We start from the raw sequence: 14,984 nt of genomic DNA, 5'->3' as shown, positions 1-14,984 counted from the left end.
CGCCCTACCCCATGGCCTCGCCGGCATCGGCCAGGCGGCCTTCAATCTGCGCATACCAGTCCTGCAATACCTCGATCAGCAGGGCCATCTCGGCCTCGGCCCGCTGGGTGCGTCCGCTGCGCAGTGACACCTGTGCCTCCTGCAACTGCGCGATGAACCCCGCCACGGTATCGGACTGCACGATCAACCCGGGGTGGCGGCGACCGGGCAGACGCACGACCGCATGATTGCCGAGCTGCCCGTACAGGCTGATCGTGGTCTGGGTCTTCATGGCCAGTTGTGCGTTCATGGATTTCCTGCTGGAAGAAAGAACTGGCTCACCGGCACGCGCGGGCTGGAGGGGGGAGACGCTGCCGCGCGTGCCGGAGAACCAGGGGGACACGGGAAGTGAGCGTGCCGACAGCACGTCACGGAAAGAGATCGGTCAGTCCATCCGCGCACGGCCGGATATCTGCACCCGTCGGTTGGGCGCCAGGCACGCGATCAGCTGCGCGTGGCTTCGCTGCGCGCACTGGACCAGGGGCTCGGCATCGCCGCGCCCGTCGGCCCGGATGGCCGTGGGGTCCACACCGCCTTCCACCAAGGCACTGCGCACCGCATCGGCGCGGCGCCGCGACAGGTCCAGGTTGTAGGCAGTCGTTCCGATACGATCGGAATAGCCCACCACGTCGATGTGCTGGACCCGGCTGGCGCGTTGCACCTGGCCCACCACCCCGTCCACCGCCTGCCGACCTGCCGCGCTGAGCGCTGCACTGTCAAACGCGAACAGCGCGTCGGCCGAAAGGCGCAGGGGTTCACGCGGCAACGCGGCGGGCTGGGCTGCTGCAGCCGGCACCGTCGGCGGCTCGACCAGCGCCGCGCACGACTGTGGCTTCCAGTAGCCGCCCTGGGCGACGCCCTTGTCATCGAAGCGCACCTGGAACTGGCACGTGAAGTATTCGCCACCCTGTGGCATGCGGAAATTGAACAGGTAGTTCCACTCGCGTACGCCCCACATGCCTTCGTTGAAATGCGGCGTGCCCAGAAGGGCGTACAGCTGCCGCTTGCTCATGCCGGGCGAGAAGCGCCGCAGGTCGGCCGGATCGGCGAAGACGCCCTCTTTCAACGACGCCTTGGCGGGCGGCGGAAAGGCCATGCTGTCGGCACCCGCCGTCGCATGGCTGCGGCAGCCGGTGAGGGCAGCAAGGCCCAGGGCCACTGCCGCGAGCATGCAGCGCACGGCGTGGGCGTGATGGAGTGATCTGTTCATCTGGTTCCCCCTGTATGAAGCGATACCGGTGCCGGCCGACGCAGGGTCGGCCGCCCCGGTGCAGTTACCACTGGATGCCGGCACCCATGGCGACACCGCCGTCGCCGCGGGTGTTGGTCGACCCGCTGAACTTGTAGATCCAGCGCCCGCCATCGGAGACGCCGGAAATGCCCAGTGCCATGCCCGACTCGCCGTTGAAGCTGCCCGCCGCGAAGGAGGCCATGCTGCGGCCGGCCTCACTGGGCTGCGGCAATGCAGCCACCGCCATGGCCGATGCGATGCCGGCCGACGCACGGTCGTCGGTGCGCTTCAGGTTGCGGTCGAAGCTGTCGATGCGTTCGTCTGTGTAGGCCTTCGACCAGTCCAGCGTCTGCGACATGCCGCTGCGGAGCTGATCCACGTTGACCGCATCCGTGCCCGATGAGCCGGCCGCCACGTTGCGGACCTGGGTCGGGCCACTGCCCGCCTGGCCCAGGGTGACGCTGCTGAAATCGGTGGCGCCGCTGGTGGTGCTGTCGTAGCGGATCGTGCCCTGTTGCGAGGCCTGCAGTTGGCGGACGTTCACCGCATCGGTGGCCTGGCTGCCGTCGGCCACGTTGGCGATCTGCCGCTCCGCCCCCGCGCTGCCCACCGACACCGTGTTGGCGCGGTTCGCGACCGACCCCGCACCCAGCGCAACCGTGTTGTCTGCCTGTGCCTGCGCGCCGTTGCCCAATGCCGTGGCATTCGCCCCGGCGGCGTTGGCGCCTGCGCCACCGGCGGCAGCGTTGCTGCCGCTCGCCGACGGATTGGCCAGCGCCTGCGAGTTGTTCACCTGGAACATCCCGGCGCTGCCGTTGTTGATGTTGGTGATCTGCTGGTCGGTGTAGCTCCTGGACTCGTCGATAGCGTACTGCACACCGTTCTGCAGCTGGCCGACGTTCACCGCGTCGTAGCGCGCCGATCCATCGGCCACATGGGTGAGCTGCCGCTCGCTGCCGGTGCTGCCAAGCGACACTTCACCCGCCGAGCTGCTGCTGCCTGCGGCACCGAACGCCCCGGTGTAGCCGGCTTGCGCTCCCGTCGCGGCGACCGATCCTGCACCGAGGGCCACACTGTTGCCGGCCGCCGCGCTGGCGCCATCGCCGATCGCCACGCTGGCCGTCCCGGCCGCACTGGCCTGCGGCCCTACGGCTACCGCGTCGGTGCCTGCGGCCGTGGCGCCGGACTTGCTCGAGTTGACCGCGAGGAACGCGCTTCCGCCGCCGCCGATGGTGTCGATGCGCTGGTTGATGTTCTGCAGCGACGAGTCCACGGCAGAGAACGCGACGGTGACATTGCCGTAGTCACTGCCAACCACCGACCCATCGGTGGCGATGGACGAGATGCGGAACGTCGGTGCGGTCCAGGTATTGGTTGCGCCGTCATACACGGTCGTACCTCCGAAGTAGTTGGCGACGGTCTGGTGGGTGGCGAACAACTGGTTGCCGGTCACCGCCTGCCGGCTGCCCGCGCCGATGCTGCCGTCGGCCAGGTTGCCCAGCTGCACCGCGCCACCGCTGCCGTCACCGGCCAGGGTGATGGCGTTGCTCGCGTTGCCGGAGGCATCGGCGTCGTACTTCACGGCCAGCCGGTCCACGGTGTCGGTCTTGTCGGCGACATTGGCGAGTGAGGTACTCACCGCGTCGAAGGCGCTGCCCACATCGTTGTAGTCGCCGCTGCTGACGGAACCGTCAACCGCCACGCTGTTGAGCGTATAGGTCGGGGCCGTGATGCCACCCGTCGCATCCACGCCGGCGCCCCCGCCCAGATGCGTTGCGGCGGACTGGCTGGCCGCGAACAACTGGGCCCCGTTGATCGCCTCGCTGCTGGTGGCCGCCACCTCGCCCGCCGCCAGGTTGCTCAGCGTGGTCGCGGTGCCGTTGCCCAGGGTGGCCGTGCGGTAGTCGATGCTGCCATCGGCCGCGATGTCGTAGCGCAGCGCGCCCTGTTCAGAAGCCTGCAGCTGCCCCAGATTGACCGCATCGTTGGTTTCGGTGGCATCGGCCACGTTGGTCAGCTGGCGCGCGGCACCCAGCGCGCCGATGGACACGCTGTCGGCGCGATCCGCCACGCTGCCCGCACCGAGTGCCACGGCATTGCCCGCCATTGCGCTGGCGCCGCCCCCGATGGCGACCGACTCCGTGCCCGGCGCCGCCGCATCCACGCCAATTGAATTGACTTTGAAGAAGCGCGACGCCTCCCCATTGCGGATGTCGCTGATCTGCGTATTGAGGTTGACCAGCGATCCGCCGACCGCGTCGAACGCGTCGTTGGCATTGTCGTACACGCCTGCTGCCTGCCCGCCGTCCGCTGCCACCGAGGTGATGGCGAACTGCGGCGCAGTGAACAGCGCGGTAGCGGGGTCATAGGACGTGGTGCCGCCGAAGAACGCCGACAGCGCCTCATTGGTAGTGGAGAGCTGCGCGCCGGTGACCGCTTCGGTGCTGGCCGCAGCGACCATGCCGTCGGCCAGGTTGCTCAGCCGGGTCGTGCCGCTGCCGTTGCCCAGCGTGGCACTGCGGTAGTCCACGCTGCCATCGGCGGCTACGTCATAGCGCACCGCGCCCTGCTCCATGGCCTCCAGCTGGCTGACATTCACCGCATCGTTGGCGTCCATGCCGTCGGCGATGTTGGCCAAGGTGGTCGTGCCCGTTCCCCCGCCCAGCGTGGCACGGCGGAAGTTGGGCAGACCGGTGCCATCGTCGTCGTACGTGACGGCCATGACGCCTGCTGCGTTGATCAGTTCCACCGCGCCCTGCAGCTGTGCCACGTTGACTGCATCGCTGGCGAGGCTGCCCGCCGCGACATGGGTGATCTGCCGCTCGCCACCGGCGAAGCCGACCGACACTTCGCCACTGGACACCTGTGCGGTATCCAGCCCATAGGCGTTGTAGCTGGCCTGCGCACCGCGCAACGCACTGGAGCGGTAACCCAGCGCGACACTGTTGGCTTCGCTGGACGTCGCCTCCGCGCCCAGCAACACCTGGCCGTTGGCGGTGCCGCTGGCGCTGTCACCGACGATCACCGAGTGGCCCATGCGTGCGGCGTAATCCGCCGTCGGCACACCTGTGGGATTGCCTGGATCATTGATGCCGTTGCCGGGGAAGGCGACGTTGGCATCCTGCTGCGGCAGTCGGTGGCTGGCATTGGCGCCGATCACCACTTCGCGCGACCCGTTGGCATAGGCGCCATCGCCCATCAGCACCTGGAAGTCCTGCGCCGGATTGACGGCCCAGCAGTCCACCGAGACGACACCCAGCACGTTCAGGCACGATGCCGCCCACTCCGGCGCCTGGCCCGGAAGCAGCAGGCCAAGCAGCCCGTTCGGGTCGCCGTTGTTGATGTTGTAGATATAGCTGTCCGAGGTGACGCCGCCGATCAGCGTCAGGTGCGAGCTGCCACCGGTGGTGGCGCCACCCAGTCCGTCAAGCAACGTGCCGACCGGGGTCAGGTTGACCACCGGCAGGCCCAACACATTGGTGACCGAGTAGGTCTGCTGCACGTTGGCGCTGCTGACCGACAACCCGCCATTACGGACGAAGCCATCGCCGCCCAGCACACTCTGCAACGTCGGCCCGACCAGCGTGGACAGCGTACCGACAACGCCACCGCTGCCGATGACCAGGCCCGCGTTGGGCGCGGCCGGTCGCGGTGCCTTCGGGCTTCCCGGCGGAATGGCCGAAGGTGCGCTCAGGCCAAGCCCGTCGGTGACCCCGCCGACCAGTCCGCCCACGCCGGCGCCGATGCCGCCCACCACCGTTCCCAAGTCACCCTGCACCAGCCCGCCCACTGCGCTGCCGACGCCGCCCAGCAGCGAGCCGACACCGCCCACCACGCTGCCCAGGTTCAAGCCACTGGCCTGCGCGCTGGCAGATGCCTGGAGGACCCGCTTCGGGTTGCGATCGGCGGCACCGAGCACATGGGCGTCGGCGGCAACGGATACACCGCCGGCAGGACCCGCATCCAGGGCGGCGTTGACCACCACGTCGGTCGCAATTGGATCTTCTTCCTTCGCGGCGAGGCGCACGGCCGGTTCTGCCGCGACGTGGGCGTTGCTGCTACCGGTAGCGGTTCTGCCATCCGACAGCGCGGCAGCGACGACGGCCTGCACGCCACTCGCCGGCTGATCGGCTGCACCACCGGCCTGCACGGCTGCGTTCACTGCCATCGCAGGTACGGCGCGGCGCGGATCGGTGACGGAAGCGACGGCATCCGACGCGATGACCGGCTTCGCCGCCGATGCCTCTGCCCGCACCGCCGCTGCGACCTGCATCTTCGCGGGCAGCACGTGGCGGACAATCGGCAGGTCGGCCGCAAGTCGCAGGTTGACACTCGCATCGACGTCGACAAGCGGTCGTACCGCCTGTTGGCCAGCAAGGACGGCCAACGCGGCATCGGCATCGATCTTCACCGGTGCCTGCTGCGTGTACTTCGCGGCCAGGGCGTGCAGATCACGCATGGTCTGGTTGTCCTCCGCAGCGGCAGCCGAGCCGGCGCACAGCGCCAATACCATGGCAATGGCGAGCGCGGCCGGGGCGGGCAGCCCAGGGCGCTGATCGATGAGCGAAGAGGCGCCGCCGTGGGCGCCGGTGGCCAGTTCAGAGGCCACGACCATGGCGCGCAGCTGCTTGCTCCACACCAGTCGGAAAATGCGATTCATGAGTTCAGTCCCCCGTGGACGACGCGTCGTGAGTCATTCGGTCTGCCTGTTGGCAGGTGACTGCTATTTCAGCGCGTGCACTTCATGCGGGGCACTTCATTCCGGCAGGCAAACGACGCATTCCGGCAAGGTGTCGAAGAGATTCGGCAGCGCGATGCACGATTCCGGCAATCGCGTTTGCTGCCTCAGGTGGACTGGCCCGTCGCGCCCGGCGCACGCATCAACGTATCGCGTGGCAGCTCACCGAACACCTTGCGGTAGTTGTCGGCAAACCGGGACAGATCCCACAGGCCGCAACTCAATGCGATGGCCTTCACCGAGCGACGTCCGCCGTCCGCCATCGACAGCCCGCGGCAGGCAGCAGACAGGCGCAGCATCGACAGGTAGCGGTTCGGCGAGAGGCCGAACAGATCTTCGAACGCGTAACGCAGTCCGCGCTCGCTCACGCCCGCCGCATCGCAGATCTCATTCATGTAGATGTTGTGGCGCAGGTTCAAGCGCATGAAGTTCTCGGCGCGCTGCACGATGAGGTAGTGCGTCCGTCGCGCCCGGGTGTTCATCACCTGTTCGCCCGGTCCCGCGGCAAGCAGTGCCTGCACATGTTCGTGCAACAGGCCGTCGCTTGCCTGCACAGCCAGGCCCGCACTGTTGCCAGCGGTCAACACTGCCTGCAGTTCCCGGTAGTGATCCGCAAGGGCCGCGTCGTCGGCGATGCCGAACAGATTCAGCGCCTGCCCTGACGGCGGCGTGGATCGCAGGCTGAGCTCGGTCAATTTGCGCTGCAACCGCGCGGCAGCGACAAGCACCAGCGTGATGCGTGTTCCGGCGCCCAATGCGAATTCACTGATGCCCTCGGGCAGCACGGTCAGCACCGTGCCGGCCGCCAGCGGTACACCGTGGCACCAGCTGCGATCCGGATCAGCGGCATGGACATACCCCACCATCGCCCAGTCGGGCGGCAGCATGAAGCGACCACGCACCTGGAACCCGGTCGCCACATGGCAGAACAGCGCCTCGTCGTGCACGCGTGCGTCGATGGCCGCGCGCGGGCCGTTGCCATCAAGCAGCACCAGCTCCACATCGCACACGCGCAGCACATTGCCGAGCGTCGCCAGGTCCATCGGCCGCAATCCGTCTTCGCCAACGCTTCCAACACCATCTGCCATGACAGTGACATCCCCCTTCGGCACCACACTTCGACTTTCACCAACCATCCGGCGTGCGCACGCGCACCCTGGTTCGTTCGTGTTGATGAACGGAGTATGCCTGATTATCTGCGCGCGTAAACTTGAAATCCTGGACGCGCCGTGGACACGCCGATTATTAAGTGAACGCGTCAATTTCCCGACACACCCGCGGAGCGCCTCTGCTTTAACTCGATCCAAATGTGATGTAGTCCGCACTCCGCCACATCTCAATCGCATTCGTCACGTTTGTGCCGAATTTGCATAGCGATTGATGTTGTCATCAGGTGAAATTGAGGCACAGTAAGCACGCGGTGGCAGTTCAGGGAACCGTTGACTGGCGGAATACAAGCCAGCACACGGCCTTTGCAAGGCGGGGTCGGCAGTGGATGTCGTGCCGGTCGCCTATTAAGTCCGCGCCCTGTGCCGGTCGCCACAATATGCAGGTTCCCGCGCGGGAACCGCTGCCTGCACAGGGAATCGTGCGGGAAACTAAATGGTCATGGCGGAGCCGCATCGACCATCCGGGCAATATCCTTGGAATAACTGACAGGTAAAGGGAGTCAACCGTCATGAATGCATCCATCCGCAAGTTCCTGAAAGAAGAAGACGGCGTTACCGCGCTGGAATACGGCCTGCTGGCCGCGCTCATCGCCGGCGTACTCGTCACCGTCGCCGGAGAGAAGATCCAGCCTTTCTTCGAAGCACTGTTCGACAAGCTGGCAACGGCGGCGGACGTCACCGTTCCTGCTGGCGGCGGCAGCGCCCAGAACTGAGCCGGCAGGTGGCGCATGGACGCGCCTGGCAACTGAAGTCCGCGTCTCCAGGACGTGCGCTCACCGGAGGAGCCCAACGATGACCGCCTTGAGCTTGTTGGCCATGGTGCTGTGCCTGCGGATCGTGATCAGCGATCTCTACGCACGTCGTGTTCCCAATCTCTGGCTGCTGGCGGCGGCGGGCGCCGGGGTCGTGATCATCACGACCTCGGCGCTGACATCGCCCGACAGCGATCCGATGCGCCACGTCCTCGGCCTGTTGATCGGCTTTGCCGCCTTGATTCCGTTCTACGCCATCCGCTGGATGGGCGCGGGCGACGTCAAGTTCTTCGCCGTGGTGGGGCTGCTGCTCGGCTGGCAGGCGCTGCTGCCCGTCTGGATCGTAGCCAGCCTGCTGGCGGGCGTGCATGCCGTCGCTGTGTACGCCTGGCGTGCGCTGCAGGGCCTGCTGCCGGTCCGGATGGTGCTCGCGCGACAGCAGTGGGAAAGCCAGCTGCACGAACGTCCGGCGATACAGCGCATGCACAGTGCCCGGCAAGGGCGTGCGGGGATTCCGTATGCCGCCTACCTGGGTGCGGCTGCCATGGCCTGGGTGCTCTGGACTGTTGCCGGGGGCGTCCGATGAACGTCCGCTTCCCTGCCCGCTCTGCCCGCCCTTCCCGCCAGCGCGGCGTGGTCACCCTCGAATTCGCCTTCATGCTGATGCTCGGCGTGTTGCCGTTGCTGTTCCTGACCTACACCGGCGTGATGATGATGGCCGTGCAGCAGACCTTGGCCACGGCCTCGGCAGAAGGGGCGCGCGCATCGCTTCGTTTCGGCACCGCACAGCAGCGCCGCATCGGCGCCTGCCAGGCCGCACAGCGTTCCATGCAGTGGCTGCTCGCCTATGCCGGACAGACCCCGGACTGCAGCAACGGCGGCAGCGCCCCCATCCTCGTTTCCCAGCCCACGCCCTGCGTCGGCATGGCGGACGCCCACTGCATCCAGGTGTCGGTGAGCTACGACTACGGTGCGCACCCCTTCCTTCCCGGAACCGGGCGGCTGTACGGCTGGGCCATGGACCGTCCGATCCGCAGCATCGCCGTCGCCCAACTCGACCTGGGCAGTAACTGAAAGGTGTCAGGAGACGCTCCATGCTCAAGTTCACCCGCATCGCCGCCATTGTCCTGCTCGCCCTTGCGGTGCTGCTCGCCCTCATCGCGCTCGTCGTCGGCCGCCGCGCTGCGGAGGCCCGCGCGCCGGCCATTCCGCCGACCCACAGCGCCGCCGAGGTACCGCAGGAACGGGTTGTCGAGGCCAGTGGGCGGCTGATGGCCGGCAGCCCCATCGAGCTGTCGCAGGTCCGCATCAGCGTGCGTCCGCACTCCCCTGCCGGCGCGTACCGCGACACGGCGCACGTGGTCGGCCTGGTGCCTGCCCAGGACATCGCCGAAGGCACCGTGCTGCAACAGGAATTCCTCGCGCAGGGGTTCTCCTTCCAGGTCCGTCCAGGTGAGCGCGCGCTTGCCGTGCCGGTCGATGAGCTGGCGGCTGCGGGCAACCGGATCCTGCCGGGCGATTTCGTCGACGTGTTCCTCAACCTCAAAGGCAGCCAGGCCTACGGCGAGCCGGAGCAGGCGCAGACCCGTCTGCTGCTGTCCCGGCTGCGCGTGCTGAGTTACGGCGCACACGATCTGCACGTGCCACGGACGCAAGCTACGGGCACGGACGAGCCGCTGCAGGAAGCTGACAGCGACCCGCGCGCGGCGGACATCCGCGGGTCTGCCAGCGCGGACAATAGCAGCCGTCCGCCTGAGCAACCGGCGCGCAGTGCGGTGCTGGCGGTGCCGGTAGCCGAGGCCAATCGCCTGCTGCTCGGCGCACAGCAGGGCAAGTTGTTCCTTGCCCTGCGCAATCCCGCCGACACGGCCGTCGCCGACCCCAGCCTGTTCCCGGTGCCGCGCACGGTGCTGGCCGCTGCGCGCGGACTGCAGGACGAACGCGCTGCCGCGGTCTCGAACCCGGAGAACGACGCGTTCGCCGGTCTTGATTTCGACGCGCTGGCAGGGCGCAGCGGGCCGCGTCCCGCCGCAGCGGCAGCCGCCAGCGCGGTCGCCACAACCCGGCGTCCAGTGCCACGACAGGCACCGGCCGGCATCGAAATCATCCGCGGCAGCAGCACCCCTTGAACTCGACGAGACCCTCCATGATTCCTCGCTGCACGCCTCGTCTGTTGCGCTGCCCGCTGCGGGTGGTGATCCTGTTCGTCGCGCTCGTGTCCTCGCCCGCGCTGCTGGCCAACGTGTCGGCGGACATCGTCCTGCAGACGCGCGAACAGCGTCCCTGGGCACTGCCTGCCGATCTGGAGCGGGTGGCCATCGCGGATCCTTCGGTCGCCGATGTGGTGATGCTGCGCGGCAACCGCGACGCCCTGCTGGTCGGCAAGGCCCCCGGCACCACCACCCTGCTGCTGTGGCAGAAAGGTCAGCGCGATCCGCAACGCCTGCAGATCGATGTGCGCAGCGCGGTACAGGGCGGGCTCTCGCTTGCAGAGGGAGGCGGCGCCGCGGTCACCGTCCAGGGCAGCGACGCGCTGGTCAGCGGTATCAGCGCGTCCCTGCTCGACCATGCCCAGGCACGCAAGGCGGCCGATGCCGCGGTCGGCAAGGACGGTCAGGTCAGCGACATCTCCACGGTCGGCATCGGCGGAGTGGTGCAGGTCGAGGTCAAGGTGGTCGAGTTCAACCGCACGGTGCTGAAGCAGATCGGCATCAACTTCCAGAACCAGAACGGTGGCTTCTCGTACGGCATCGCACGGCCCGGTGGCGTCCCGGGGGGCGGCGATGGCGATGGCGGCAGTACCCCGCTGCAATCTGCATTCAAGCTGGTGTTCGGCTCCAGCAAGGATCTGTGGACCGCGGACCTGGACCTGCTGCAGAGCAATGGCATGGCCCGTGTGCTGGCCGAACCCACGCTGGTTGCCCTGTCAGGACAGAGTGCAAGCTTCCTTGCCGGTGGCGAGCTGCCGCTGCTGGAACCCCAAGGGCTGGGCACCACCACCATCACCTTCAAACCGTTCGGCATCGGCCTGACGGTGTCGCCCACGGTGTTGTCGGCGGACCGGATCGCGCTGAAGGTAGCGCCCGAAGCCAGCGACCTGGACTACAGCAATGCGCTGACCCTCAACGGCGTGCAGGTGCCATCGATCAGCACCCGCCGCGCCGACACCACCGTTGAACTCGGTGATGGCGAAAGCTTCGTCATTGGCGGGCTGGTCAGCAGCACGGTGGCCTCCACCGTGAACAAGCTGCCGCTGCTGGGTGACCTGCCCATCATCGGTTCGTTCTTCCGCAACCTGGATTACAAGCGCCAGGACAAGGAGCTGGTCATCATCGTCACGCCGCGGCTGGTCAAGCCGCTGGCGCGCAACACCGAGCTGCCACTCCCCGGCGAGCGCGAGTCACGCGCCAACCTGCCGGTGTGGGGGTCCTGGCTGATCGGGCCGGCCGGCCCCGACGCCGTGCCCGGTTTCTCTCGCTGATCCATGGCCGGAGCCCACAGCCCATGCCACTCGCCACCGCCTTCAGCCTGCCGGCCCTGGGACCGCCGATGAACCTCGTCGTGCTTGCCAGTGACCGCGACCTGCTGCCCAGGCTGGCGGCGAAGCTGCCGCCGAACTGGACGCTGGGCCACCACGATGCCGGCTTCCCGGGCGCGGTCCAGCAGCTGCGCGTGGGGGCGCAGGCGCTGGTGCTGCTCGACTTCCATGCAGCACGGGCTGCCGCGTCGGCAGAACTGGTGCGCCAGCTGCGGCAGATCCGCCCCGACCTGTCGATGGTCGCCGTGGGGGCGACCAGCCTGGGCCAGATCGAGGGGGTGGTCAGCGCGTTGCGCGCGGGACTGCGCGACTTCGTTGATCTGGATGCCGATGCCGAAGAGATTCTTGCCGTCCTCACGCGGGCGGCCATCGCGCCGGCGCCCCCCACACCGGAGGTTGCACGGAAGGCGCCGCTGACCCTGTTGCTGGGCGTGCGCGCCGGGATGGGCAGCAGCACCTTGGCCGCCCATCTCAGCGTGCTCGCGCAGCAGATGCGAGCCGCTGGGAACCACCAGGATGTGCTGCTGCTGGACATGAGCCAGCCCGCCGGCGACCTCGCGCTCTACCTCAACATCGACAGCCGGTTCCATTACGACGAAGCCCTGCGCAGTGCCGCACGCATCGATGCCACCCTCGCCCGCACCGCCATGGCCCGGCATCCCGGCGGCCTGGTACTGCTGGATCGCGCTGCCGGCAGCGAAGCGCTGCCGCCAAGTGACCCCGGCCTGCTGCTGCAGCGCCTGCGCAGCCTGTTCTCCAGCGTGCTGTGCGATCTTGGCGGCACGCCGCTGCGGCAGGTACCGGGCACGCTGCTCGACAACGCCGACGAGATCTGGCTGGTCACCGACAGCGCGATCGCCAGCCTGGTATCGCTCGACCAGCTGCTGCACCAGTTGCCTGCGGGCCTGCGCGGCAGCGATCGGCTGAAACTGATCGTCAACCGCGATGGAGAACACAACGGCCTGACCGCCGCGCAGATCGCCACGCGTTTTGCGCTGCCGTTGCTGGCCACCCTGCCCGACCGCCCGCGGCTGCGCGCCAGTGCCAGCCAAGGCCACCTGTTGCTTGACGATGCGCCGCGTGATCCCTACGTGCGTGCCCTCGCCCCGCTGCTGGCCCGCTTCGACCCGACCACCAGCCCACCCGAAGCGCAGGGCCTGCGCGTCAGGTTCGCCCACGCCCTGAGTAGCCTGCCATGGAAGACAAAGTGATGCCGTTCCCGAACGCACCCTTCCGCGAGGTACCGCCTGATCCCGCGCCGCTGCCGTTCGCGCAGACAGAGCAGTACCAGAAGGTGCTGTCCGCCGCGCACGAACACCTGCTCAACCGGGTGGAAGACGAACGCATCGACATCGATGCGTGGGCACCGGACACCGTGCGGCGCTGGGTGGAGGGTGAGACAGCCGGGTTCGTGCAGGAATGGCGCATCCCGATCAACGAACAGGAGATGCAGATCGTTGCCGAGGGCCTGGTCAAGGAGCTCACCGGATTTGGTCCACTCGATGACCTGCTGCGTGACCCGGACATCGAAGATATCCTGATCAATGGCTACAAGGACGTGCACGTCTCGCAGGGCGGGCGGCTGCAGCGCGCCCCACAGCGTTTCACCGACGACACCCACCTGCTGCGCATCCTGCGCCGGATCATCGCGCCGTTGGGGCGGAGGCTGGATGACTCCAACCCGATGGTCGATGCCCGGCTGCCCAATGGCGGACGCCTGAACGCCATCATCTCGCCGCTGGCCGTGGACGGGCCGATGGTCTCCATCCGCAAGTTCCGCAAGGACCCGTTCACCCCGGACGAGCTGCTGGCGATGGGCACCTTCGACAAGCCGATGCAGACGTTGCTGCAGGCGATGGTGCTCGGTCGCTGCAACATTCTGGTGTCGGGCGGCACCAGCTCCGGCAAGACATCCCTGTTGAACGCGCTGGCCAACTACATCCCGGAGAACGAGCGCGTGCTGACGGTGGAGGACACCGCCGAGCTGTCACTCAACCATCCCCACGTGGTGCGCCTGGAAAGCCGCATCGGCGGTACCGATGGACACGGTGCGGTGAGCATCCGCGACCTGGTGCGCAACAGCCTGCGCATGCGTCCGGACCGTATCGTGGTAGGCGAGGTCCGCGGCGCGGAGGTTCTGGAAATGTTGCAGGCGATGAACACCGGCCATGACGGATCAATGGCCACCATCCATGCGAATTCCCCGCGCGACTGCCTCTACCGCATCGAGATGCTGGCCGGGTTCGCCGGTTTCCAGGGCAGCGAGGACAGCCTGCGCAGGCAGATCGCCAGCGCGATCGATTTCATCGTGCAGATCTCCCGGCTGGGCAGCGGCCGTCGCGTGCTGGTGTCGATCACGGAAATCACCGGGGTCAGCGACAGCATGATCTCGACCCAGGAGATGTTCCGTCACGAAGTCGAGCTGGATGCGGAGGGTCGCGAGCGTGACCGCTGGATCGGGCTGGGCTTCCACCCGCATTCGCACAAACTGGAGCCGTTCCGCCAGGCACTGCGCGAATCCTTCAACGCAGGGGCCTGGTAAGCATGGCCACGGTGCTGCTGTTGCTGTGCATCGCCGCCGTGCTGGGTGCCTGCGCCCTGCTGCTGCTCGGCAGTGCGCAGCGCCGGGCACGCGCACAGGCGTCGATGGGACACGCAGAGCAGCGCCTGCAGCGCAGCGCAGCACCCGCGTCGGCCACGCAGCTCGACTCCGCTGCATCCGGTGCCGCCGCGATCGCACCCCTGCCCGCTACACCGGGGGCGACCGCAGGCAACGCCAGCGCGCTGCCGTGGGATGCCAACCTGCTGCGCGCCGGCATGCGTCCGGGCTGGCGTGCGGCCGTGCTGGCCCTGCTGGCAGGAATCGGGTTTTCTTCGTTTGCCGTGGTGCGCCTGGGCACCGGCTGGGCATTTCCGGTCACGCTGGGCCTGTACGCACTCGTCTGTGGGCTCGTCCTGCAGCGACGCATCGGCAAGCTGCAGCAGAAGCTGGTCCGCCAACTGCCTGACTTCCTCGACAACCTGGTCCGCCTGACCGGGTTGGGCAACAGTCTGCAGATGTCCTTCCAGACCGCAGCGATCCAGACCGTCGCGCCCTTGCGCGACCTGCTGGATGTCACGTTGCGCAATGCGCGTACCGGCATGGATCTCGACCGGGCGTTGTCGCAGGCGTCGGCTCCATGGCGGGTGGAGGCACTGGAGGTGCTCGCGGTGGTGATGGGTGTCTGCGTCCGCATCGGCGGCCGCTCCGATCAGGTGCTGCAGCGGCTCAGCGACTTCATGCGCGACCTGGACCAGGCGCAGCAGGAATTGAAGGCCACCACCTCGGAAACCCGGATGTCGGCGTGGGTACTCGGCCTGCTGCCTCCCATCAGCGCCCTGCTGATGGCCCTGGTGAGCCCCGGCTTCTTCGAGCCGATGCTGCGCCAGCCACAGGGACACACCCTGCTATTGGCAGCGCTGGGGTTGGAACTGGTGGGCGGCTTCCTGTTGTACCGGCTGGCGAAATCGCTATGAA

12 protein-coding genes are annotated in these 14,984 nt (G+C 67.7%); 8 read left to right on the top strand and 4 right to left on the bottom strand.

What is annotated here, in order from left to right:
* Positions 1 to 4: 4 nt before the first annotated feature.
* From ABRP17_RS17300 to ABRP17_RS17285, 4 genes are all read right to left on the bottom strand, one after another.
* Complete coding sequence (locus ABRP17_RS17300) at positions 5 to 289, bottom strand: hypothetical protein (protein ID WP_188327087.1); 285 nt, start codon at positions 287 to 289, stop codon at positions 5 to 7.
* 135 nt (positions 290 to 424) lie between these two features.
* Complete coding sequence (locus tag ABRP17_RS17295) at positions 425 to 1,249, bottom strand: OmpA family protein (RefSeq protein WP_188327086.1); 825 nt, start codon at positions 1,247 to 1,249, stop codon at positions 425 to 427.
* Positions 1,250 to 1,313: 64 nt separating this feature from the next.
* Positions 1,314 to 5,930, bottom strand: a complete 4,617-nt coding sequence (locus ABRP17_RS17290) for a YadA-like family protein (RefSeq protein WP_349984350.1) — start codon at positions 5,928 to 5,930, stop codon at positions 1,314 to 1,316.
* A gap of 185 nt (positions 5,931 to 6,115) precedes the next feature.
* The gene (locus ABRP17_RS17285; RefSeq protein ID WP_349984351.1) at positions 6,116 to 7,096 is read right to left on the bottom strand and encodes a helix-turn-helix domain-containing protein; all 981 of its coding nucleotides are present in this window, start codon (positions 7,094 to 7,096) and stop codon (positions 6,116 to 6,118) included.
* 590 nt (positions 7,097 to 7,686) lie between these two features.
* On the opposite strand from ABRP17_RS17285, the gene ABRP17_RS17280 reads away from it, so the two are divergent.
* The 8 genes from ABRP17_RS17280 (at position 7,687) to ABRP17_RS17245 (ending at position 14,983) form a co-directional block, all read left to right on the top strand.
* Positions 7,687 to 7,890, top strand: a complete 204-nt coding sequence (locus ABRP17_RS17280; RefSeq protein ID WP_349984352.1) for a Flp family type IVb pilin — start codon at positions 7,687 to 7,689, stop codon at positions 7,888 to 7,890.
* 79 nt (positions 7,891 to 7,969) lie between these two features.
* Entirely contained in the window at positions 7,970 to 8,515 is a 546-nt protein-coding gene (locus tag ABRP17_RS17275) for an A24 family peptidase (protein ID WP_349984353.1), read from the top strand.
* On the top strand, positions 8,512 to 9,003 hold the full coding sequence (locus ABRP17_RS17270) for a TadE family protein (protein WP_349984354.1): 492 nt from the start codon (positions 8,512 to 8,514) through the stop codon (positions 9,001 to 9,003). The genes ABRP17_RS17275 and ABRP17_RS17270 overlap by 4 nt, the downstream gene beginning before the upstream one ends.
* A 20-nt stretch (positions 9,004 to 9,023) precedes the next feature.
* Complete coding sequence (gene cpaB, locus ABRP17_RS17265; RefSeq protein ID WP_349984355.1) at positions 9,024 to 10,058, top strand: Flp pilus assembly protein CpaB; 1,035 nt, start codon at positions 9,024 to 9,026, stop codon at positions 10,056 to 10,058.
* 17 nt (positions 10,059 to 10,075) lie between these two features.
* On the top strand, positions 10,076 to 11,410 hold the full coding sequence (locus ABRP17_RS17260) for a type II and III secretion system protein family protein (protein ID WP_349984357.1): 1,335 nt from the start codon (positions 10,076 to 10,078) through the stop codon (positions 11,408 to 11,410).
* A gap of 23 nt (positions 11,411 to 11,433) precedes the next feature.
* Positions 11,434 to 12,678: a fimbrial protein gene (locus ABRP17_RS17255; RefSeq protein WP_349984358.1), complete on the top strand. Its 1,245-nt coding sequence runs from the start codon at positions 11,434 to 11,436 to the stop codon at positions 12,676 to 12,678.
* Positions 12,663 to 14,009, top strand: coding sequence for a CpaF family protein (locus ABRP17_RS17250; protein WP_349984359.1), 1,347 nt, complete (start codon positions 12,663 to 12,665; stop codon positions 14,007 to 14,009). The genes ABRP17_RS17255 and ABRP17_RS17250 overlap by 16 nt, the downstream gene beginning before the upstream one ends.
* A gap of 2 nt (positions 14,010 to 14,011) precedes the next feature.
* Positions 14,012 to 14,983 (top strand): type II secretion system F family protein, encoded by a 972-nt coding sequence (locus tag ABRP17_RS17245; RefSeq protein WP_349984360.1) that lies wholly within the window; start codon positions 14,012 to 14,014, stop codon positions 14,981 to 14,983.
* Position 14,984 lies beyond the last annotated feature (1 nt).

Origin of the sequence: Stenotrophomonas sp. WHRI 8082, assembly GCF_040223995.2 — a bacterium.
In the GTDB taxonomy this organism is placed as follows: Bacteria; Pseudomonadota; Gammaproteobacteria; order Xanthomonadales; family Xanthomonadaceae; genus Stenotrophomonas.
The sequence above is the reverse complement of the archived record's forward strand: the minus strand, read 5'-3'. Positions and strand labels throughout refer to the sequence as shown.